Source organism: Burkholderia savannae (assembly GCF_001524445.2).
GTDB lineage: Bacteria > Pseudomonadota > Gammaproteobacteria > Burkholderiales > Burkholderiaceae > Burkholderia > Burkholderia savannae.
In genome coordinates, this window is sequence record NZ_CP013417.1 from 394469 (window position 1) to 415271 (window position 20803).

At 66.7% G+C, this 20803-nt stretch carries 19 protein-coding genes and 1 pseudogene; 9 read left to right on the forward strand and 11 right to left on the reverse strand.

Going from position 1 to position 20803, the window contains the following annotated elements:
* Positions 1 to 49: 49 nt before the first annotated feature.
* Positions 50 to 332, reverse strand: a pseudogene (locus tag WS78_RS38125) (hypothetical protein).
* Positions 333 to 356: 24 nt separating this feature from the next.
* Here WS78_RS38125 and WS78_RS02135 point away from each other — a divergent pair.
* From WS78_RS02135 to WS78_RS02155, 4 genes are all read left to right on the forward strand, one after another.
* Positions 357 to 3344, forward strand: a complete 2988-nt coding sequence (locus tag WS78_RS02135) for a ribonucleoside-diphosphate reductase subunit alpha (RefSeq protein WP_059583284.1) — start codon at positions 357 to 359, stop codon at positions 3342 to 3344.
* 367 nt (positions 3345 to 3711) lie between these two features.
* Positions 3712 to 4926 carry a ribonucleotide-diphosphate reductase subunit beta gene (locus WS78_RS02145; protein ID WP_038754379.1) on the forward strand — a complete coding sequence of 405 codons (1215 nt, stop codon included), beginning with the start codon at positions 3712 to 3714 and terminating at the stop codon, positions 4924 to 4926.
* Between the two features lie 78 nt (positions 4927 to 5004).
* Positions 5005 to 5331 (forward strand): hypothetical protein, encoded by a 327-nt coding sequence (locus WS78_RS02150; RefSeq protein ID WP_081990071.1) that lies wholly within the window; start codon positions 5005 to 5007, stop codon positions 5329 to 5331.
* A gap of 28 nt (positions 5332 to 5359) precedes the next feature.
* Entirely contained in the window at positions 5360 to 5959 is a 600-nt protein-coding gene (locus WS78_RS02155; RefSeq protein ID WP_038754376.1) for a histone H1-like DNA-binding protein, read from the forward strand.
* A gap of 245 nt (positions 5960 to 6204) precedes the next feature.
* On the opposite strand, the gene WS78_RS02160 is transcribed toward WS78_RS02155, so the two are convergent.
* The 10 genes from WS78_RS02160 to WS78_RS02205 form a co-directional block, all read right to left on the reverse strand.
* On the reverse strand, positions 6205 to 6678 hold the full coding sequence (locus WS78_RS02160) for an outer membrane lipoprotein (protein WP_038754372.1): 474 nt from the start codon (positions 6676 to 6678) through the stop codon (positions 6205 to 6207).
* Between the two features lie 23 nt (positions 6679 to 6701).
* Positions 6702 to 7640 carry a carbohydrate kinase family protein gene (locus tag WS78_RS02165; RefSeq protein ID WP_059583287.1) on the reverse strand — a complete coding sequence of 313 codons (939 nt, stop codon included), beginning with the start codon at positions 7638 to 7640 and terminating at the stop codon, positions 6702 to 6704.
* 100 nt (positions 7641 to 7740) lie between these two features.
* On the reverse strand, positions 7741 to 8244 hold the full coding sequence (gene tpx, locus WS78_RS02170) for a thiol peroxidase (RefSeq protein WP_038754541.1): 504 nt from the start codon (positions 8242 to 8244) through the stop codon (positions 7741 to 7743).
* 67 nt (positions 8245 to 8311) lie between these two features.
* Entirely contained in the window at positions 8312 to 9679 is a 1368-nt protein-coding gene (locus tag WS78_RS02175) for a DUF3426 domain-containing protein (RefSeq protein ID WP_059583290.1), read from the reverse strand.
* 47 nt (positions 9680 to 9726) lie between these two features.
* Positions 9727 to 10629, reverse strand: coding sequence for a 50S ribosomal protein L11 methyltransferase (gene prmA, locus WS78_RS02180; protein ID WP_038754363.1), 903 nt, complete (start codon positions 10627 to 10629; stop codon positions 9727 to 9729).
* Between the two features lie 2 nt (positions 10630 to 10631).
* On the reverse strand, positions 10632 to 11999 hold the full coding sequence (gene accC, locus WS78_RS02185; RefSeq protein WP_038754360.1) for an acetyl-CoA carboxylase biotin carboxylase subunit: 1368 nt from the start codon (positions 11997 to 11999) through the stop codon (positions 10632 to 10634).
* 85 nt (positions 12000 to 12084) lie between these two features.
* On the reverse strand, positions 12085 to 12558 hold the full coding sequence (accB, locus tag WS78_RS02190) for an acetyl-CoA carboxylase biotin carboxyl carrier protein (protein WP_059583293.1): 474 nt from the start codon (positions 12556 to 12558) through the stop codon (positions 12085 to 12087).
* Between the two features lie 66 nt (positions 12559 to 12624).
* Positions 12625 to 13077, reverse strand: coding sequence for a type II 3-dehydroquinate dehydratase (gene aroQ, locus WS78_RS02195; protein WP_038754355.1), 453 nt, complete (start codon positions 13075 to 13077; stop codon positions 12625 to 12627).
* 195 nt (positions 13078 to 13272) lie between these two features.
* Positions 13273 to 13836 carry a TlpA family protein disulfide reductase gene (locus tag WS78_RS02200; RefSeq protein WP_059583295.1) on the reverse strand — a complete coding sequence of 188 codons (564 nt, stop codon included), beginning with the start codon at positions 13834 to 13836 and terminating at the stop codon, positions 13273 to 13275.
* A 5-nt stretch (positions 13837 to 13841) separates the two neighbouring features.
* Complete coding sequence (locus WS78_RS02205) at positions 13842 to 14486, reverse strand: hypothetical protein (RefSeq protein WP_059583298.1); 645 nt, start codon at positions 14484 to 14486, stop codon at positions 13842 to 13844.
* Positions 14487 to 14679: 193 nt separating this feature from the next.
* Between WS78_RS02205 and mpl the strand changes: the two genes are divergently transcribed.
* The 5 genes from mpl to mtgA all read left to right on the forward strand — a co-directional run bounded on the left by mpl (position 14680) and on the right by mtgA (position 20517).
* Positions 14680 to 16092: a UDP-N-acetylmuramate:L-alanyl-gamma-D-glutamyl-meso-diaminopimelate ligase gene (gene mpl, locus WS78_RS02210; protein WP_059583300.1), complete on the forward strand. Its 1413-nt coding sequence runs from the start codon at positions 14680 to 14682 to the stop codon at positions 16090 to 16092.
* Complete coding sequence (locus WS78_RS02215) at positions 16089 to 16658, forward strand: YqiA/YcfP family alpha/beta fold hydrolase (protein ID WP_059583302.1); 570 nt, start codon at positions 16089 to 16091, stop codon at positions 16656 to 16658. Before mpl ends, WS78_RS02215 begins: the two co-directional genes overlap by 4 nt.
* A 115-nt stretch (positions 16659 to 16773) precedes the next feature.
* Positions 16774 to 18852, forward strand: coding sequence for a ribonuclease catalytic domain-containing protein (locus tag WS78_RS02220; RefSeq protein ID WP_059583304.1), 2079 nt, complete (start codon positions 16774 to 16776; stop codon positions 18850 to 18852).
* Positions 18849 to 19727 (forward strand): shikimate dehydrogenase, encoded by an 879-nt coding sequence (aroE, locus tag WS78_RS02225; protein WP_059583306.1) that lies wholly within the window; start codon positions 18849 to 18851, stop codon positions 19725 to 19727. The genes WS78_RS02220 and aroE overlap by 4 nt, the downstream gene beginning before the upstream one ends.
* Before the next feature lie 19 nt (positions 19728 to 19746).
* Positions 19747 to 20517 (forward strand): monofunctional biosynthetic peptidoglycan transglycosylase, encoded by a 771-nt coding sequence (mtgA, locus tag WS78_RS02230; protein ID WP_059583308.1) that lies wholly within the window; start codon positions 19747 to 19749, stop codon positions 20515 to 20517.
* Positions 20518 to 20803: the final 286 nt, after the last annotated feature.

Genomic DNA, 20803 nt, shown 5'->3' on the forward strand with positions numbered 1-20803 from the left:
CGCTCGTGCGAGGCTCCACTATACTTTGGGCCAATCGAGCAGTTCGGCACTACATATAGTGTGTCGATCGGGGGCATTTTCCGTTCCCGACCGCAGTCCCGGCGTTGCCGCCGGAACGCGACATTCTCAATGCGGCGCATCCGGCCAGCGGTCCGGCGCGCTGCGACCCACGTGGAAAAGTGCAGCCGGGGGCGCGATGCGCATGAAGAAGACCAGTGTCGAATCAAGCGCGTCGTTCGGACCCAACCGGCAAGGCAGCCGCTTCTTCCGCGTCTTACCGCTCGCGCACCTTGTGGCGCACCGTTCGTTTTAATCCGCGGTTCCTGCCGCATCACCCAACACCAGGAGTTTTGCCCATGCAAACCACCGACAACGCGACGTCCCAATTCGAGAGCGCGGCGAGCCGCTCTCTCGCCGGGGGCGCGCAAGGCGCGCCGGCAATTGCGTCGCAGACGACGTACGCCGACTACAAGGTGATCCGCCGCAACGGCAGCGTGGTGTCGTTCGAACCGTCGAAGATCGCGATCGCGGTGACGAAGGCGTTCCTGGCCGTCAACGGCGGCCAGGGCGCCGCGTCGGCACGCGTGCGCGAGCTCGTCGAGCAACTGACGCAATCCGTCGTGCGCGCGCTCGTGCGCAGCCGCCCGAACGGCGGCACGTTCCATATTGAAGACATTCAGGATCAGGTCGAGCTCGCGCTGATGCGCGGCGGCGAGCACAACGTCGCGCGCGCGTACGTGCTGTATCGCGAGAAGCGCCACCTCGAGCGCGTTCACGCGGGCGAGGCGGCGGCCGTCGAATCGTCGACGGGCGGCGGCATCAACGTGACGGACAACGGCGTCACGCGTGCGCTCGACCTGAACGCGCTGCGCGCGCTGATCGTGTCGGCGTGCGAAGGCCTGGGCGACGCGGTGAGCCCGGAGCCGATCGTCTCGGAAACGGTCAAGAACCTGTACGACGGCGTGCCGATGACCCAGGTCTACGACTCGGCGATCCTGGCCGCGCGCACGATGATCGAGAAGGACCCGGCGTACAGCCAGGTCACGGCGCGCATCCTGCTGCACACGATCCGCCGCGAGATCCTCGGCGAGGAAGTGACGCAGGCGGAAATGTCGACGCGCTACGCCGAGTATTTCCCGCAGTTCCTGAAGCGCGGCGTCGAAGCCGAGCTGCTCGACGACAAACTGCTGCAGTTCGACCTGAAGCGCCTCGGCGACGCGCTCGACGCGAGCCGCGACCTGCAGTTCGGCTACCTCGGCCTGCAGACGCTGTACGACCGCTACTTCCTGCACGTCGACGGCACCCGCATCGAGATGCCGCAGGCGTTCTTCATGCGCGTCGCGATGGGCCTCGCGCTGAACGAGATCGACCGTGAAGCGCGCGCGATCGAGTTTTACAACGTGCTGTCGAGCTTCGACTTCATGAGCTCGACGCCGACGCTCTTCAACTCGGGCACGCGCCGCTCACAGCTGTCGTCGTGCTACCTGACGACGGTCGCGGACGATCTCGACGGCATCTATGAAGCGCTGAAGGACAACGCGCTGCTGTCGAAATTCGCGGGCGGCCTCGGCAACGACTGGACCCGCGTGCGTGCGCTCGGCTCGCATATCAAGGGCACGAACGGCAAGTCGCAAGGCGTGGTGCCGTTCCTGAAGGTCGTCAACGACACGGCGGTCGCGGTGAACCAGGGCGGCAAGCGCAAGGGCGCGGTGTGCGCGTACCTGGAGTCGTGGCACCTCGACATCGAGGAATTCCTCGAGCTGCGCAAGAACACGGGCGACGACCGCCGCCGCACGCACGACATGAACACGGCGAACTGGATTCCCGACCTGTTCATGAAGCGCGTGATGGAAGGCGGCGACTGGACGCTGTTCTCGCCGTCGACCTGCCCGGACCTGCACGACAAGTTCGGCGCCGAGTTCGAGGCGGCGTACGTCGGCTACGAAGAGAAGGTCGCGCGCGGCGAGATCAAGCTGTTCAAGAGGATTCCGGCGCAGCAGCTCTGGCGCAAGATGCTCGGGATGCTGTTCGAGACCGGCCACCCGTGGATCACGTTCAAGGACCCGTGCAACGTGCGTTCGCCGCAACAGCACGTCGGCGTCGTCCACTCGTCGAACCTGTGCACGGAAATCACGCTGAACACGAGCGACACCGAGATCGCCGTCTGCAACCTCGGCTCGGTGAACCTCGTCGCGCACCTCGCGAAGCAGGCCGACGGCAGCTACGCGCTGGACCAGGAAAAGCTCAAGCGCACGGTCGGCGTCGCGATGCGGATGCTCGACAACGTCATCGACATCAACTATTACGCGGTCGCGAAGGCGCGCAACTCGAACCTGAAGCACCGTCCGGTCGGCCTCGGCATCATGGGCTTCCAGGACTGCCTGCACCTGCTGCGCACGCCGTACGCGTCGGAGGAGGCGGTCGAGTTCGCCGATCGCTCGATGGAGGCGGTCTGCTACCACGCGTACTGGGCGTCGACCGAGCTCGCCGAAGAGCGCGGCCGCTACTCGAGCTACCGCGGCTCGCTGTGGGATCGCGGCATCCTCCCGCAGGACACGCTGAAGCTGCTGACGGAAGCCCGCGGCGGCTACGTCGAGGTCGACACGAGCGCAACGCTCGACTGGCCGGCGCTGCGCGCGCGGATCGACTCGTTCGGCATGCGCAACTCGAACTGCGTCGCGATCGCGCCGACGGCGACGATCTCGAACATCATCGGCGTGTCGGCGTGCATCGAGCCGACCTTCCAGAACCTGTACGTGAAGTCGAACCTGTCGGGCGAATTCACGGTGGTCAACGAGTACCTGGTGCGCGACCTGAAGGAGCGCGGCCTGTGGGACGAGGTGATGGTCGCCGACCTGAAGTACTTCGACGGCATGCTGTCGCGCATCGACCGTATCCCCGCCGACCTGCGCGCGATCTACGCGACCGCGTTCGAAGTCGATCCGAAGTGGCTCGTCGAGGCGGCGTCGCGCCGTCAGAAGTGGATCGACCAGGCGCAGTCGCTGAACATCTACATGGGCGGCGCGTCGGGCAAGAAGCTCGACGAGGTCTACAAGCTCGCGTGGCTGCGTGGCCTGAAGACGACGTACTACCTGCGCACGATGGCGGCGACGCACGTCGAGAAGTCGACGGTCGCGCACGGCGCGCTGAACGCGGTGCCGACTTCGGGCGGCTCGAGCGGCGGTGCCGCGGGCGGCGCGCAAGGCGCGGCGGGTGGTTTCGGCGCGGCGGGCGGCGATGCGCAGTCGGGTGCGCTGAGCGCGGCGCCGATCGAAGCGGACGGTCCGGTGTGCACGATGCGCCCGGGCGATCCGGGCTTCGAAGAGTGCGAAGCGTGCCAGTGATGCGGCGCGCGTAGCGCGCAAAGAGCGCGAGCGGCGCGTGGCGAAGACCGATAAAGGTTGAAGTGCGCGCCGCTCTCTACTAAAAAAAATGATAAGGAATCTGTAACGCAGCGAACGCGTTGCAGCGAGCAGGAAGAGTGATCGAAACAGCCCCGACGACGTCGCGTTTCGATCCGCGTTCGATGCGTCGAGCGCACCTCGCGAATCACGTGCGGCACACATCGCGCTCCGCATGAATGACGATGCGTTGCTCAAAGTGTTGTATCGAGGTCGCAACGCGAATCGAAAAAAGGATTTTTCGTGAGCGAACCCTTTTATCGCTCAGGAAAAGATGGTACAAACCGATCTAAATTGATGGTGAGAATTTATGCTCAACTGGGATGACGAGAAGACTGCCGTAACTCCCGCGAGCGGAGCGCAGCAAAACGCGATGCGCGACCCCGCAGGAATGGCCGTCGGATTGCAGGCTGCGGTGCCTGCCGCTCATCAAGCTTCGTCGGCGCGCGACATCTTCGCGGGCGATTTCGCGGTAGCGCCGCATGCGCCGGCAGCCGTCGCTTCGGAAGCGCGCGTCAACGTCGCCGACAAGCGCATCATCAACGGCCAGACCGACGTCAATCAGCTCGTGCCGTTCAAGTACAAGTGGGCGTGGGAGAAGTACTTGGCCGGCTGCGCGAATCACTGGATGCCGCAGGAAATCAACATGTCCCGCGACATCGCGCTGTGGAAGGACCCGAACGGCCTGACGGAAGACGAGCGCCGGATCGTCAAGCGCAACCTCGGCTTCTTCGTGACGGCCGATTCGCTCGCGGCGAACAACATCGTGCTCGGCACGTACCGCCACATCACGGCGCCGGAGTGCCGGCAGTTCCTGCTGCGACAGGCGTTCGAAGAGGCGATCCACACGCACGCGTACCAATATATTGTCGAATCGCTCGGCCTCGACGAAGGCGAGATCTTCAACGCGTACCACGAGGTCGAGTCGATCCGCGCGAAGGACGAGTTCCTGATTCCGTTCATCCATACGCTGACCGACCCGGCTTTCAAGACGGGCACGCTGGAAGCCGATCAGAAGCTGCTGAAGTCGCTGATCGTGTTCGCGTGCGTCATGGAAGGCCTGTTCTTCTACGTCGGCTTCACGCAAATTCTCGCGCTCGGCCGTCAGAACAAGATGACGGGCGCGGCGGAGCAATATCAGTACATCCTCCGCGACGAGTCGATGCACTGCAACTTCGGGATCGACTTGATCAACCAGATCAAGCTCGAGAACCCGCACCTGTGGACGGCCGAATTCCGCGCCGAGATCCGCGAGCTGTTCAAGCACGCCGTCGATCTCGAGTATCGCTACGCGGAGGACACGATGCCGCGCGGCGTGCTGGGCCTGAACGCGTCGATGTTCAAGAGCTACCTGCGCTTCATCTGCAATCGCCGCTGCCAGCAGATCGGCCTCGATCCGCTGTTCCCGAACGAGGAAAACCCGTTTCCGTGGATGAGCGAGATGATCGACTTGAAGAAGGAACGCAACTTCTTCGAGACGCGGGTGATCGAGTATCAGACGGGCGGCGCGCTGTCGTGGGAGTGACCCGGCGCGCAGTCGACGAGTAACGATGTGGATGCCGGGCGCCGTGCCCGGCACAAGGTTTAGGAGCAAGAACGCCTGATGCAAAGCATGTCCGGCGCCTCAAGGGCCCAAGTACACGACAGGCACTTTGCGAACCCTTCAGTGGGATGGGCAAACTTCCCTCCGGAAAAAGCGGGCGGCCGAGCGGCCGCCGGCTCGATCAAGCGATTAGGGGCGGCGGCGCAGGGCGCGCCGGTCGCCGACTTGATTTGGCGCGCGGTGCCGAGCGGCACGGTGCGCCATACCGTATTCATTAGCGTAAGCAAGCGTCATCCGCGTACGCCGATGAATAGCCCGCTTCGCAGCGCACGTTCTGATAGACGTCCGCGGGAAGCGGGTTTTGACGAAGGGTGTAGTTTGAACTGACTCTCATCTGAACCTGAAGGAGAAAATGATGGCACTTGCCAAGAAGAAGCCGGCTGCCAAGAAGGCTGCCGCGAAGAAGGTTGCTGCCAAGAAGGCCGCACCGGCCAAGAAGGCAGCGGTGAAGAAGGTTGCTGCGAAGAAGGTCGCGGTGAAGAAGGTCGCTGCCAAGAAGGCGGCACCGGCGAAGAAGGTCGCAGCGAAGAAGGTTGCCGCGAAGAAGGCGCCGGCGAAGAAGGCTGCTGCGAAGAAAGTCGCAGTGAAGAAGGTCGCGGCGAAGAAGGTTGCTGCGAAGAAGGTCGCCGCGAAGAAGGCGCCGGCGAAGAAGGCCGCTGCGAAGAAAGTCGCAGTGAAGAAGGTCGCGGCGAAGAAGGTTGCCGCGAAGAAGGCGCCGGCGAAGAAGGCTGCCGCGAAGAAGGCCGCGCCTGCGAAGAAGGCTGCTGCGAAGAAGGCCGCGCCTGCGAAGAAGGCTGCGCCCGCAAAGAAGGCGGCTGCGCCGAAGAAGGCGGTCGTGAAGAAGGCTGCGCCGGCGACGACGGCGTCGACGGCATCGGTTGCTCCGGCATCGGGCGTGAAGACCGCGCTCAACCCGGCAGCGGCATGGCCGTTCCCGACCGGCAGCCGTCCGTAAAGACTCGCTGCGCCCAGACGGACACATTCGCTGTGTCCTGAATCGAGTAGTCCTACTCGATCGAGATCCCGTCATCGGCTCGCCGGTGGCGGGATTTTTTCATGTCGAGGCCGGCAGCGGTGCGTGGCGGGTTATCCGCAGGCGCATAAAAAAACGCACGCGCGCAGAGGCACATGCGTTTTTTGGCTGTGCGGCTCGCGCCGCATCGTGCTTCGGGGCGCCGGGCGTGCTCGCCGGCGCGCCGATCAGTGCGTGACGCGAGTCACGCCGCCGCTCGACAGCAGTCGCACGCGCTCGCCCGCGCGGAACGCTTCGGGCGTCGCTGCCTGCGTGATCGAGCGCAGGTCGCCGTTGTCGAGGCGCACGGTGATTTCGACGCCGTTCGCCGAGCTGAGGCCCTGGCCGACCGCGTTGCCCGCGACCGCGCCGGCGATGCCGCCCGCGATCGCGGTCAGCACCGAGCCGCGACCGCCGCCGATCGCGCTGCCGGCGACCGCGCCGAGCGCGCCGCCGCCGAGCGTGCCGAGCGCGCCGCCGCCGCCGTCGCCCTGAATCCGCACTGCGCGGACGGTTTCGACCGTGCCCATCCGCACGGTCTGCTCGCGCTGCGCCTGGCCGACGCTATAAACGTCGGCCGAACCCGGCGGCGTGAAGCAGCCTGCGAGCGTCACCGTCGCGGTCAGCATCGCGGCGAGCGTGAGGGTTTTCCTGGTCAACATGTTTCATCTTCTCCAAACAAGATTCACTTCGGACTGTAGCCGAACGCGGTCTCGAAACGCTCATCGATTTCCGCGCGAGTCAGCGTGTACGTTTGCGGACCCTGGTGCGCGATCTTCAGCGAGCCCATCAGGCTCGCGAGGCGCCCCGTCGTCGCCCAGTCGAAGCCGTGCTCGATTCCATGCAGCAAGCCGCCGCGGAACGCGTCGCCGCAGCCGGTCGGATCGACGATCCGATCGGCCTTCACGGCCGGGATCTGCTCTTCGCCGTCGCGATGGCGGACCGTCGCGCCGTGCTCGCCGCGCGTGATGATGAGCGCCTGAACCCGGCTGGCGATTTCGTCTTCGGACCAACCCGTCTTGTCGCACACCAGCTTGGCTTCGTAATCGTTGACAGCAATGTAAGTCGCAAGTTCAATGCTGCGGCGCAAGGTAGCGCCGTCGAAGAGGGGCAAACCCTGACCCGGATCGAAAATGAACGGCACGCCCGCCTGCGCGAGCTCCTCGGTGTGCTGAACCATCCCCTGGAAGCCGTCCGGCGCGACGATCGCGAGCTTGATGCCCTTCGCTTCGCCCGCGTGGTTCACGTGCGACTGCATCATCGCACCCGGGTGGAAGGCGGCGATCTGGTTGTTGTCGAGGTCGGTGGTGATCATCGCCTGCGCCGAGTACGTGTCGGGCAGCACGCGCACGTAGTCGCGCGCGAGGCCGAGCGCGTCGAGGCGGTCGAGGTACGGCTGCGCGTCGATCGCGCCGAGCGTGCCCATCATCCGCGCGTCGCCGCCGAGCAGATTCAGCGCATAGGCGATGTTGCCCGCGCAGCCGCCGAACTCGCGGCGCATCGTCGGCACGAGGAAACTCAGATTGATGAGGTGCACCTGGTCGGGCAGGATGTGCTCGCGAAAGCGCCCTTCGAAGGTCATGATGTTGTCGTAGGCGATCGAACCGCAGATCAGCGTAGCCAAGGTGTGCGTTCCTGTAGAGAAGGTGGAAGGGCGGCCGCGCCGCGCGTTTCGCCCGTCGCGCGGCTGGCGGGCGGGGCGCGTCGCGGCCGTTCGGTGCGGCTTACTTCAGTGCGGCGAGGGCGGCGTCGTAGTTCGGCTCGTTCTTGATTTCGCCGACGAGCTCGGTGTGCGTCACCTTGTCGTTCTCGTCGATCACGACGACCGCGCGCGCGGTCAGGCCGTCGAGCGGACCGCTCGTCACGTTCACGCCGTACGCGTCGGCGAATGCGCGGCCGCCGCGGAACGTCGACGCGGTGATCACGTTCGCGAGGCCTTCCGTCGTGCAGAAGCGGGTTGCCGCGAACGGCAGATCCGCCGACACGACGATGACGACGGTGTTGTCGAGCTTGCTCGCCGCTTCGTTGAACTTGCGAGTCGACGTCGCGCAGGTCGGCGTGTCGAGGCTCGGGACGATGTTCAGCACCTTGCGCTTGCCGGCGAAGCTCGCCAGCGACACGTCCGCGAGATCCTTGCCGACCAGCTTGAAGTCGGGGGCCTGCGAGCCGACTGCCGGGAACGTGCCGGCGATTTCGATCGGGTTGCCACCCAGCGTGACTTTGCTCATGTTCGTGCTCCAAATGTGTGCGCCGATGCGGCGCACGGGTTGAGGCCACGCGCCGCTTCGCGGCGCGTTACGGATAGAAGATCTGGACGCGGAAGTTCGACGCGGCGACGCCGTTCGTCTCGATGCGGACGATCATCGTCTGCGTCGCGCCGGCGGGCATGCCCGCTTCGATGCGCGTGCCGGGGCGCGCGTAGTCGCGCGGCGCGAGCACGCGGCGCGCGGTGATGTTGTTCGCTTCGTCGAGCAGCGTGAGCTCGATCGACGGATAGGCGAGCGCGACGCGGTAGCGATTCGTGAGCGGCACCTTCAGCTCGAGGAGGCGCGGGCCGTCGAGCTGGCGCAGGTCGGACGCGTCGAGCCGCAGACCGTCGATCGCGCGCGGCGGCGCGACCGTGCAGCCGAGCGCGGTGCATGCCTGCTTGAAGAGCGGCTCGGTCGACGGCCAATAGATCGTGATCGTCTCGCGTTGCCACCATGCGAGCTGCGCGGCGAGCAGCGCGGCGAGCGCCAGTGCGACGCTCATGCCGAGCGCGCGCGCGAAGCCGCCGCGCGCGGCATTCGCGCGGGCTTCGCGGGTCATCGCGAAATGCTCGCGCTCGTCGGCTTCGGGCGTTGCCGCGAACGGCTCGGCCTGCGTTCGGGGCGATGCCGCCGCGCCGAAGCGCGGCTCGCGATCGTGCGCGGTATCGGCGAGCGCCGCGGCTGCGGCCGAGGGCGACGCGAGCACGGGTTCGGCCGCATCGTCGTGCCGCGGGCCGAAGGCGTGCGCGGCTTCCGGCTCGCGCTCGGCGGTCACGCGGTGATCGAGATCGGGCGCCGGGTGCGGCGGCGGCGGAAATTCGCGCGTGCCGACGGCGGGCAAGTCGACGTCGGGCGTTCGGGTTGCATGCGCGCCAGGAGCGGCCGCGGGCGGCACGTGCGCCGCGCGTTCGGCGGGCGACGGCGTTTGCGCGGCTTGCGCTTCGGTTTCGGAGAATTCGGGGGCTTCGGGGGCTTCGGGCGCGCCAGGCGCTTCGTGCGCCGGCGCGTCGGCTTCGGGCTCGCGCGTTTGTTCCGCCGCGCTTTGCATCGCAGCCGCGCCGTTCGGCGGGGCCGCGACGCTCGCGCTCGTCACCTGCAGCTTCGGATCGACGACGCCGTCGAGCCACGGCGCCCACATGTCCCATGCGCCCGGCGCGAAATCGCGATGACCGGCTTCGAGCGGACGTCGATCAGGCGACGTTGCATCGAACAGGCGCTGCGGCGCCGGCTGCTGTTGCGCGTACGGCGCCGTTTGCGCAGCGGCCGCCTCGTGCTCGGCAGGCACGAGCGAGCGCGCTGCGTCGAACACCTGCTGGCAGTGGCCGCAGCGCACGAGACCGTCGTGCAGCGCGAGCTGTTCCCGCTGCAGTCGGAAGACGGTTTCACAATGAGGGCAGCGCGTTGCGAGGAGCATGGTCAGCCGGGCAGCCAGCGGGGCCTGAGTGAAGGACAGCGCTTATTCTAATGGCTTTCGCGCCGCTTTCCGGCGAGGCATACCCAGCCTTCGTGTTCGCGCCAGACGGCGATGTCGATATAGCGGGCGTAGACGCTCGCGACTTCGTCCGCCTGCCTCGCGAGCACGCCCGACAGCGCGATGCGCCCGCCCGGCTTCACTTTCGATGCGAGCATCGACGCCATCAGCTTCAGCGGATTCGACAGGATGTTCGCGACGACGATGTCGAATTCGCCGTCCGGGCAGTCGCCGGGCAGGCCGTACGTGACGTCCGCGCGATTGCGCTCGCTGTTCTGGCGCGCCGCTTCGACCGCCTGCGGATCGATGTCGATGCCGGTCACGCTGCCCGCGCCGCACTTCTTCGCGAGGATCGCGAGAATGCCGGAGCCGCAGCCGTAATCGAGCACCGTCTGCCCGGGCTTTACGGTCTGCTCGAGCCATTCCATGCAAAGGCGCGTCGTCGGATGGCTGCCCGTGCCGAACGCGAGGCCCGGATCGAGCTCGAGCACGAGCGCGTCGGGCTCCGGCGCGTCGTGCCACGACGGCACGACCCAGATCTTCTCGCCGATGTGGATCGGGTCGAATTGCGATTGCGTGAGCCGCACCCAGTCCTGCTCCTCGACTTCGCGCAGCGCGAAGCGCGGCGTCTCGTCGAGGCCGGCCTCGTTCGCGGCGGCGGCGAGCAGCACCGCGGGGTCCTGCGTCGCGTCGACGAGCGCGATCACGCGCGAGTGCTGCCACGCGGTGCGCTCGGGCGTCAGACCCGGTTCGCCGAAGAGCGGCTGCTCGTCCGGCGTGTCGGCATCGGCGTCCTCGACGGACACCGACAGCGCGCCCAGCTCGACGAGCGCGTCGGACAGCGCGTCCGCGTGCTCGCGGGGCAGCTCGGCGACGAGTTCCCGATAGCTCATGATTACGCTTCTTCCGGCGCGGCCTGCAGCTTCTGCGCGAGCCGGTTCTCGAGATAATGGATGCTCGGGCCGCCTTCGACGAACTTCGAGTCGAGCATCAGCTCGCGATGCAGCGGGATGTTGGTCAGGATGCCTTCGACCACCATTTCCGACAGCGCGATGCGCATCCGGCTGATCGCCTGCTCGCGCGTCGCGCCGTAGGCGATCAGCTTGCCGATCATCGAATCGTAGTTGGGCGGCACGAAATACCCATTGTACGCGTGCGAATCGACGCGGATGCCGGGGCCGCCCGGTGTGTGCCACGACGTGATCCGGCCCGGCGACGGCGTGAACTTGAACGGATCTTCGGCGTTGATCCGGCATTCGATCGCGTGGCCGCGGAATTGAATGTCGCGCTGGCGGAACGACAGCTTCTCGCCCGCGGCGATCTTGATCTGCTCCTGGACGATGTCGACGCCCGTGATCAGCTCCGTCACCGGATGCTCGACCTGCACGCGCGTGTTCATCTCGATGAAGTAGAACTCGTTGTTCTCGTACAGGAACTCGAACGTGCCCGCGCCGAGGTAGCCCATCTTCTTGCACGCGTCCGCGCAGCGGTCGCCGATTCGGTCGATCAGGCGGCGCGCGATGCCGGGCGCCGGCGCTTCCTCGATCACCTTCTGGTGGCGGCGCTGCATCGAGCAGTCGCGCTCGCCGAGCCAGACCGCGTTCTTGTGCGAATCGGAGAGCACCTGAATCTCGATGTGGCGCGGATTTTCGAGGAACTTCTCCATGTAGACCTGCGGATTGCCGAATGCACGGCCCGCTTCCTCGCGCGTCATGTTGACCGCGTTCACGAGCGCCGCTTCGGTGTGAACGACGCGCATCCCGCGTCCGCCGCCGCCGCCCGCCGCCTTGATGATCACCGGATAGCCGACCGCGCGCGCAATTTTCACGATCTCCTTCGGATCGTCCGGCAACGCGCCGTCCGAGCCCGGCACGCACGGTACGCCGGTGCGGATCATCGTCTGCTTCGCGGTGACTTTGTCGCCCATCATGCGGATCGTGTCCGGGCGCGGGCCGATGAACGTGAAGCCCGATTGCTCGACGCGCTCGGCGAAATCGGCGTTCTCCGACAGGAAGCCGTAGCCCGGGTGGATCGCCTCGGCGTCGGTGACTTCGGCCGCGCTGATGAGGGCCGGCATGTTCAGGTAGCTCAGATTCGACGGAGCGGGGCCGATGCAGACCGCTTCGTCGGCTAGCTTCACGTACTTGGCTTCCTTGTCGGCCTCGGAGTAGACGACCACCGTCTTGACGCCGAGCTCGCGGCACGCGCGCTGAATGCGCAGCGCGATTTCCCCGCGGTTGGCAATGAGGATTTTTTCAAACATAGCGAGTATTCGTCTCTTCGATGGGCGAGCGAGCGCGCGCCTTGAGAGGAGCGGCGTCGCTTGCGGGCGCGCCGCGCGGCGGGTCTTAGCCGATCACGAAAAGCGGCTGGCCGTATTCGACGGCTTGGCCGTTTTCGGCGAGGATTTCCTTGATGACGCCGGCTTTGTCGGATTCGATTTCGTTCAGGAGCTTCATCGCTTCGATGATGCAAAGCGTCTGGCCTTCCTTCACGGTGTCGCCGACCTGGGCGAACGGATCGGCGCCCGGCGACGGCGCGCGGTAGAACGTGCCGACCATCGGCGACGTCACGATGTGGCCCTGCGGCGCAGCGGCGGCGGGCGCGGCGGCGGGAGCCGAGGCGCCCGCGCCTTCGATCGGCGCCGTCATGACGGGGGCGGGGGCGCTCACCTGCGGCGCGAAGCCGGCCGACGGCTGCACATAGACCGGCGGCGCGTTCTTGACGATGCGCACCTTGCCTTCGCCTTCGGTGACTTCCAGCTCGGAGATGCCGGATTCGGAGACGAGGTCGATCAGAGTTTTCAGCTTGCGAAGGTCCATCGGGAGTTCCCCTTTCAATACGTGAAACGCCGGTTCGGGACCGGCGCTGAATCGAGTTCGTGAAAATCAGCCGCGCGACGCGCTTTGCAGCTTGTCGAGCGCGTATTCGAGCGCGTACAGATAACCCTTCCAGCCGAGGCCGCAGATGACGCCTTCGGCCTGATCGGAGAAATAGGAGTGATGCCTGAACGGCTCGCGCCGGTGCACGTTCGACAGATGAATCTCTACGAACGGAATGCCGACGCCCGCGAGCGCATCCCGGATCGCCACGCTCGTATGCGTATACGCGGCCGGATTGATCAGGATGAACTCGGTGCCGTCGCCTCTCGCAGCCTGGACGCGGTCGACGATCGCGCCCTCGTGGTTGCTCTGAAACGACTCGAGCTCGACGCCCGCCTCCTGCGCCCGCGCGGCAAGCGCCCGATCGATCTGCTCGAGCGTCACGCGGCCGTACACCTCCGGCTCCCGGGTGCCGAGAAGGTTCAGGTTAGGGCCGTGCAGCACCAGCAATCGTGTCATGGTCGCTTCTTTTTCTGCGGAATTGCGCGAACTTTATCGCCAATTAGAGAAATTTGTCTAGTTTTGCCGAATGGACGAGGGCCTCGACGGTCGCGAAACGGCGCGCTCGCGCGCCCAGAATCGGTCAACTCCGCGTAAATTGTCGCCATCGACATTCCAAGTATCGGCAACGCGCCGGTAGTATGCCGGGCTGGATCAGAGCGTATCGAGCGTGCGTTTCAGCTCGTCCGGGTGGATTTGCCCCAATTTTGTCTCGCGAACCTTGCCCGTTTCGTCGATGACGACGGTGAAGGGCAGTGCACCCGCCGTGTTGCCGAAATTGCGGGCCAGATCGGCGCCGGCATAGCCGCTGACGAAGATCGGATAGTCGACCGGCACCTTCTTCAGGAAGTTCTTCACGTTCTGCTCGGAATCGACGCCGATCCCGACGAAACGTACGCCTTTCTTCTCGTATTCCTGCGACAGCTTCACGAGTTCGGGCATCTCCTCGACGCACGGGCCGCACCACGATGCCCAGAAGTTGACGACCACCTTCTGGCCCTTGAAGGCGGCGAGCCCTTGCGGCTTGCCGTCGACGTCCGGATACGACGCGGCCCACAGCGCGTCGACCGCGTTGCTCGCGGCGGGGGCGCCCGCCGGCGCACCGGCTTGCGTGCCGCCGTCGGCCACGCTGCCGCGCACCCAGTGGCCGGCGACGAGGCCGCCCGCGATCGCGACGGCAGCAACCACGACGCCTGCGAAAATCCCTTTGCTGTTCATTCGGTTCAAGATTCGGTTGATGAGGAGGGCGACGCGTCGACGAGCGCGCGCAGCGCCTGCGCGTCGGCTCGCGACAGACGGCCGCGGGCGTCGGCCTTCACGGCGCCGCGCAAGTCGTTGCTCGTATACAGTGCGACGTGGATGCCGACCGGCTCCGCGCCGCGCGCCTCACGCCACAGGAAGCTGAGCGTCTCGACGTCGCCGCGCCCCGCGAAGTGGCGGGTTTCGGATACGTCGTACTGGATGTTCTGGTTCAGCAGATAGATCGCGACGTCCTTCTGGTTGTCGCTGAACGTCTGCAGATGGATGTCGGAGTGCGCGTTCGCCGTGCCGTTCAGCACCGCGCCCGCGACGTACGGATTGAACGGCGCGAGCCGCTCCATCCACGCGAGCGCGACGACGCGCAGCCGCCGCAGTTCGGCGGGCTGCGTGTCGCCCTGGAAGAGCGCGAGGTATTCGTGCAGTTCTTCTTCGATTTGGTCGTTATCCGGCAGCCATTCGCCGGCAATTCGGCTTTCGCCGAGCACCTGGCGCGCGGCCTTGCGCTTCGCGCCGGCGTAGTCGAGCCCGTCTTCGGCGATCAGGCGTGCCGCGGCGAGCGCGATTTCGTCGCGCACGCGTCGCGGATCGAGTAGGGTTTTGCGAGACATGATCCGGCAATCATACTAGATCGGTGCCGAGTGACCTGGCGGTTGCGTCAAGCGTCGTTCGCGTCGGAGCCGTCAGTTACAATAGCCCCCTTTGCGCGGCGGCGCGAGCGCCACGACGCGCAGGTTTTTCCGGCTGCCGGCGCGAAGCGCGGCCGGCTTCCGATTCGACTACGCCCATGCGGCGCGAAGCTCTATGCATATCCACATTCTCGGCATCTGCGGCACCTTCATGGGCGGTCTCGCCGTGCTCGCCCGCGCGGCGGGCCACACCGTGACGGGTTGCGACGCGGGCGTCTATCCGCCGATGAGCACGCAGCTCGAGGCGCAGGGCATTCAGCTGATCGAGGGTTACGGCGCCGAACAGGTCGACCTGAAGCCCGATCTGTTCGTGATCGGCAATGTCGTGTCGCGCGGCAACCCTTTGATGGAGGCGATCCTCGACCGGGGGCTGCCGTACGTGTCCGGTCCTCAATGGCTCGGTGAGCATGTGCTCGCCGGCAAGTGGGTGCTCGCTGTCGCCGGCACGCACGGCAAGACGACGACGAGCTCGATGCTTGCGTGGATTCTCGAAGACGCCGGCTTGAATCCCGGCTTCCTGATCGGCGGCGTGCCGCTGAACTTCGGCGTGTCCGCGCGGCATACTGATTCGAGCTTCTTCGTGATCGAGGCGGACGAGTACGACACGGCGTTTTTCGACAAGCGCTCGAAGTTCGTCCACTACCGGCCGCGGACCGCGATCCTGAACAACCTCGAATTCGATCATGCCGACATCTTTCCGGATCTCGCCGCGATCGAAACGCAATTCCATCATCTCGTGCGTATGGTGCCGGGGGTCGGCCGGCTTGTGACGAACGGCTGCGAAGATGCGCTCGAGCGCGTGCTGTCGCGCGGCTGCTGGAGCGACGTCGAGCGTTTCGGCGTCGACGGCGGCTGGCAGGCGCTGCCCGCCGAGGACGGCGTGCCGATCGACGAGCGCTTCGCCGTCTATTGGCGCAGCGAGCGAATCGGTGCGGTCGACTGGCAAGTGCAGGGCGAGCACAACCGGATGAATGCACTCGCCGCGATCGCCGCGGCGCGCCACGTCGGCGTGCCGCCCGTGCAGGCGGCCGCCGCACTCGCGGCGTTTCGCAACGTGAAGCGCCGGATGGAAGTGCGCGGCAGCGTCGACGGCGTGACTGTCTACGACGATTTCGCACACCATCCGACGGCGATCGAAACGACGATCGCCGGTCTTCGTGCGCGTATCGGCTGCCAAAATTCTCGAATCCTCGCGGTGCTGGAGCCGCGCTCGAACACGATGAAGCTCGGCGTGATGAAGGCGCAACTGCCGGCGAGCCTCGCCGACGCCGATCTCGTGTTCGGCTACGGCGCGCCGACCGGCCGCGACGCGCTCGGCTGGAGCCTGCCCGACGCGCTTGCGCCGCTCGGCGACAAGGCGCGAGCATTCGACGATCTGCACGCGCTCGTGAAGGCGGTGACGGCGGCCGCGCGGCCGGGCGACCATGTGCTCGTGATGAGCAACGGCGGCTTCGGCGGCGTGCACCAGAAGCTGCTCGACGCGCTGTCGGCGCGCGGCGGCGCGGCGACGCCACGGAGCGGCGCGTGATTCTGTATCTGCACGGCTTCCGCTCGTCGCCGCAGTCGTTCAAGGCGCGCGCGCTCGCGGGCCGGCTGTCCGAGCTCGGGCGCGCGGACGAATGGCGCTGCCCGACGCTGTCGGTCGCGCCGCTCGACGCGATCGCGGCGGTGGAGGCCGAAGTCGCGGGCGTGCCCGTGCGCGACGTTACCGTGATCGGCAGCTCGCTCGGCGGCTATTACGCGACGTGGCTCGCGGAAAAGCACGGCTGGCGCGCGGTGCTGCTGAATCCGGCGACGCAGCCGCAGCGCGACCTGGGTCGCCATCTCGGCGAGCAGCCGCTCTGGCACGGCGGCGGCACGATCGTCGTCGAGCCGCATCATCTGGACGAGCTGAACGCGCTGCGCGTCGCGGCGATCACGCGGCCCGAGCGCTACTATCTGCTCGCGGCGACGGGCGACGAAGTGCTCGACTACCGCGAGATGCTTGCGCACTACCCGGGCGCGCGAACACGCGTCATCGACGGCAGCGATCACGGAATCAGCGAATTTGCCGACTATATCGACGACGTTCTTGCATTTTGTGACGCCGGATAGACCGTCGCCGGACGCGAAGTCCGGCGCGCGGCACCTTATACACCACACGCGGCGTCGACGGCTTCCGAAGCGAAGCGCGGCGCGCGGAAGTCTGAACGAAAGACGAGAGTACTGAGTGAACGTTTTCTTCGAGGAATCGGGCAGTTTCAAGGCGGGCAGCGTGCTGTCGCGCCAGGGCGACGCGTTTCAGGTCGAATTGCCGGGCGGCCGGCGCGCAAAGGTGCGCGCGAAGGATGTGCTGATCGAATTCGAGAAACCTGCCGCGGGCGAGCTGATGCAACAGGCGGATGAAGCCGCGCAACAGATCGATCTGGACTTTCTGTGGGAGTGCGCGCCCGCCGAGGAATTCGCGTATGCGACGCTCGCCGACGAATATTTCGGCGCGAGCTATGGCCCCGTCGAGCGCGCGGCGCTCGTGCTGCGCCTGCACGGCTCGCCCGTCTATTTCCGCCGCAAGGGGCGCGGACAGTACCAGCGCGCGCCCGAAGAGCAGTTGAAGATGGCGCTCGCCGCGCTGGAGCGCAAGCGCCAGCAGGCGCTCGTGCAGGCCGGCTACGAAGAGGAGCTGAAGGCGGGCAAGCTGCCCGACGCGTTCGCCGGCAAGGCGCTCAACCTCCTGACGAAGCCGGACAAGAACTCGATCGAATACAAGGCGCTCGACGCGGCGGCGCTCGCTCGCGGCGTGTCGCCCGCGCGCCTGATGCTCGACTGCGGCGGCGTTGCGTCCGCGCGCGCATTGCACGAGGCGCGCTTTCTCGCCGAATACTTCCCGCACGGCACGGGCTTTCCGACCGTCGCGGTGGGCAAGCTGCCCGACGACCTGCCGCGCGCGGACGTGAACGCGTTCTCGATCGACGACATCACGACGACCGAAATCGACGACGCGTTCTCCGTCGAGCATCTGACCGACGGCCGCGTGCGGATCGGCGTGCACATCGCGGCGCCCGCGCTCGGCGTCGCGCGCGGCGACGCGGTCGATGCGATCGCGCGCGCGCGGCTGTCGACCGTCTACATGCCGGGCGACAAGATCACGATGCTGCCGGACGACGTCGTCGACGTGTTCACGCTGAAGGAAGGCGACTATCGCCCGGCGCTGTCGCTGTACATCATCGTGAAGCGCGACACGCAGGAAATCGTCGCGAACGAAACGCGCGCCGAATACGTGTACGTGAAGAGCAACCTGCGGCACAACACGCTCGACGAGCTCGTCACCGAGGAGGCGCTCGCGGCGGGCGCGGGCGACTATCCGCACAAGGACGACATCGCAGTGCTCTGGCCGCTCGCGCAGGCGCTCTTCGAGCGGCGCCAGGTCGCGCGCGCGGGCTATGGCCTGAGGCGTGAAGTGCAGCGCAACACCGATTACAACTTCTACGTCGAAGACGAGCGCGTGTCGATCACGCCGCGCCGGCGCGGCTCGCCGCTCGATCTGATCGTGTCCGAGCTCGCGATCCTCGCGAATTCGACGTGGGGCGCGTTCCTGCACGATCACAGCGTGCCCGGCATCTATCGCACGCAGCGCGCGTTCGGCATGCCGAGCGGGCCGAAGCGCACGCGGATGCAGACGAGCGCCGCGCCGCACGAAGGGCTCGGCGTGCCGCAGTACGCGTGGAGCACGTCGCCGCTGCGTCGTTACGTCGACCTCGTCAATCAATGGCAACTGCTCGCCTGCGTGCAGCACGGCGTGACCGCGAAGCTCGCCGCGCCTTTCAAGCAGAAGGACGCGGATCTGTACGCGGTCGTGCAGGGCTTCGACGACACGTATGCCGCCTACGCCGATCACCAGCGGCGGATGGAATATTTCTGGTGCCTGCGCTGGATCAAGCAGGAAGGCCGCAAGCAGGTGAACGCGACCGTCGTGAAGGGCGATCTCGTGCGTCTCGACGAAGTACCGCTGCTGCTGCACGTGCCCGCGCTCGGCGTGCATGCGCGCGGCACGCGCGTGCTGCTCGACGTGATGTCGGTCGACGAGCTGACGATCGAGGCGTCGGTGCGGCTCCTCGGCGTGCTCGACGCGCCGACGGTGTCGGGCGGCGAGCCGGCCGACGATGAAGAGGACGCCGAAGCGGCCGACGACGTGCTGCTCGACGCGGCCGACGAATCGGCCGAAAGCGAGGCGGAAGCGCTTGCCGAGGCGGGCGGCGCGGCGCACGGCGACGGCGAAGCGTCCGCGAGCGGCGAGGAGCAGCCGAAATGAGCGCGACCGTCGATTCCGCCGCGCGCACGCGCGATCGCTATGCGGTGATCGGCAATCCGATCGCGCACAGCAAGTCGCCGTTCATCCATGAGCGCTTCGCCGATCAGACGGGCGAGGCGATCGAATACGCGCATCTGCTCGCGCCGCTCGACGGCTTCGCGGCCGCGGTGCGCGAGTTCATCGCGCAGGGCGGCCGCGGCGTGAACGTCACCGTGCCGTTCAAGCTCGAGGCCTACGCGCTTGCCGACACGCTGTCGCCGCGCGCGGCGGCGGCGGGTGCCGTGAACACGCTGCGCTTCGACGCAGGCGGCATCTTCGGCGACAACACCGACGGCGTCGGCCTCGTACGCGACATCGAGACGAATCTCGGCGTGAGCCTGACGGGCGCGCGCATCCTGCTGCTCGGCTCGGGCGGCGCGGCGCGCGGCGTCGTGCTGCCGATGCTCGAGCGCGCGCCCGCGTCGCTCACGATCGTCAACCGGACCGCGAGCAAGGCAGAAGAGCTCGTCGGCCAGTTCACGCAGGCGGCGCACGACGCGGGTTGCGTGCTCGCGGGCGGCGGGCCCGAGCGGGTCGCGCGCGAGCCGTACGACGTGATCGTCAACGCGACGGCGGGCAGCCTCGATGCGGCGCTGCCCGCGTGCGACGCGGCGGCGTTCGGCCCGTCGACGCTCGCGTACGACATGATGTACGGCGCGCGGCCGACCGTCTTCATGGAGCACGCGGCGGCGCTCGGCGCGCGCGTGGCGGACGGGCTCGGGATGCTGGTCGAGCAGGCGGCGGAGTCGTTCTATATCTGGCGCGGCGTGCGGCCCGACAGCGCGCCCGTGCTCGCCGCACTGCGGGCCGCGCTCGCGGCGTCGGCGGCGCACTGAGCGCGAGAGGCGCGGCGGGGTGCGGAACAGTCCCGTTACGCCCGGCCGGGGCCGCGCGCCGGCACGCGGCGCGACCGGCGCGCGCCGGCGCGGCCTCGCGCGCTGGCTCGCGTACGCAGGCGGCGTGTTCGCCGGCGCGTGGCTCGCGACGCAGCTCTACTACTTCGCGCAGATCGCGCTCTGGACGGTGATCGATCCGGGCTCGAGCGCGTTCATGCGCGCGGACGCGTGGCGCTTGTCGGCCGAGCGGCCCGCCGCAGCGATCCGGCATCGATGGGTGCCGTACGACAAGATCTCGCGAAACCTGAAGCGCGCGGTGATCGCATCTGAAGACGCCGATTTCGCAAACAATTCGGGCTACGAAGTGGATGCGATCCTGCAGGCGTGGGAGAAGAACCGCGCGCACGGCAGGATCGTGTCGGGCGGCTCGACGATCACGCAGCAGCTCGCGCGCAACCTGTTCCTGTCCGGCGAGCGGAGCTATATCCGCAAGGGGCAGGAGCTCGTCATCGCGTGGATGCTCGAAACGCTGCTCGACAAGGAGCGCATTTTCGAGATCTATCTGAACTCCGTCGAATTCGGCCGCGGCGTGTATGGCGCGGAAGCCGCCGCGCAGTACTACTACCGGATTTCCGCGAGCCGGCTATCCGCATGGCAGTCGGCGCGGCTCGCGGTGATGCTGCCGAATCCTAGGTATTTCGATGCGCACCGCGGCTCGCCTTATCTTGCGCAGCGCGCGGGCGTGATCGCGCGACGGATGGGCGCGGCGGAATTGCCGGCGTCGCAGTAAGGGCGGCCGGGCCGCCCGCGTTTTCCGTTTTCTTCCGCGCGTGCGCGTCGATCGGGCGGCGTTTCTTCATGCGGCCGGCGCGCGCGCATCCTGCGGCACACCATTCCGCTATTCAGGCTTCTACAAATCTTTCAAAATCGATACATCCGGAATTCGGGTAATTCCTCAATTTATTTCGGTCACCAGATTAGTTCTGCTCCGCAGTGCGAATCGAGCAATAAAAAATCCGTTCGATCGGCGCTTTTGTGGCGATCGGATTGACAAAACACGGCTCGAAAGCCCGATT

Bases quoted from the DNA above. Each gene is read 5' to 3' on its own strand.
- aroQ (WP_038754355.1), bottom strand. From the start codon at position 13,077: ATGACACGATTGCTGGTGCTGCACGGCCCTAACCTGAACCTTCTCGGC.
- aroE (WP_059583306.1), top strand. From the start codon at position 18,849: ATGAGCGCGACCGTCGATTCCGCCGCGCGCACGCGCGATCGCTATGCG.
- WS78_RS02155 (WP_038754376.1), top strand. From the start codon at position 5,360: ATGGCACTTGCCAAGAAGAAGCCGGCTGCCAAGAAGGCTGCCGCGAAG.
- WS78_RS02205 (WP_059583298.1), bottom strand. From the start codon at position 14,486: ATGTCTCGCAAAACCCTACTCGATCCGCGACGCGTGCGCGACGAAATC.
- WS78_RS02160 (WP_038754372.1), bottom strand. From the start codon at position 6,678: ATGTTGACCAGGAAAACCCTCACGCTCGCCGCGATGCTGACCGCGACG.
- WS78_RS02145 (WP_038754379.1), top strand. From the start codon at position 3,712: ATGCTCAACTGGGATGACGAGAAGACTGCCGTAACTCCCGCGAGCGGA.
- tpx (WP_038754541.1), bottom strand. From the start codon at position 8,244: ATGAGCAAAGTCACGCTGGGTGGCAACCCGATCGAAATCGCCGGCACG.
- WS78_RS02175 (WP_059583290.1), bottom strand. From the start codon at position 9,679: ATGCTCCTCGCAACGCGCTGCCCTCATTGTGAAACCGTCTTCCGACTG.
- WS78_RS02200 (WP_059583295.1), bottom strand. From the start codon at position 13,836: ATGAACAGCAAAGGGATTTTCGCAGGCGTCGTGGTTGCTGCCGTCGCG.
- accB (WP_059583293.1), bottom strand. From the start codon at position 12,558: ATGGACCTTCGCAAGCTGAAAACTCTGATCGACCTCGTCTCCGAATCC.
- accC (WP_038754360.1), bottom strand. From the start codon at position 11,999: ATGTTTGAAAAAATCCTCATTGCCAACCGCGGGGAAATCGCGCTGCGC.
- prmA (WP_038754363.1), bottom strand. From the start codon at position 10,629: ATGAGCTATCGGGAACTCGTCGCCGAGCTGCCCCGCGAGCACGCGGAC.
- mpl (WP_059583300.1), top strand. From the start codon at position 14,680: ATGCATATCCACATTCTCGGCATCTGCGGCACCTTCATGGGCGGTCTC.
- WS78_RS02135 (WP_059583284.1), top strand. From the start codon at position 357: ATGCAAACCACCGACAACGCGACGTCCCAATTCGAGAGCGCGGCGAGC.
- WS78_RS02150 (WP_081990071.1), top strand. From the start codon at position 5,005: ATGCAAAGCATGTCCGGCGCCTCAAGGGCCCAAGTACACGACAGGCAC.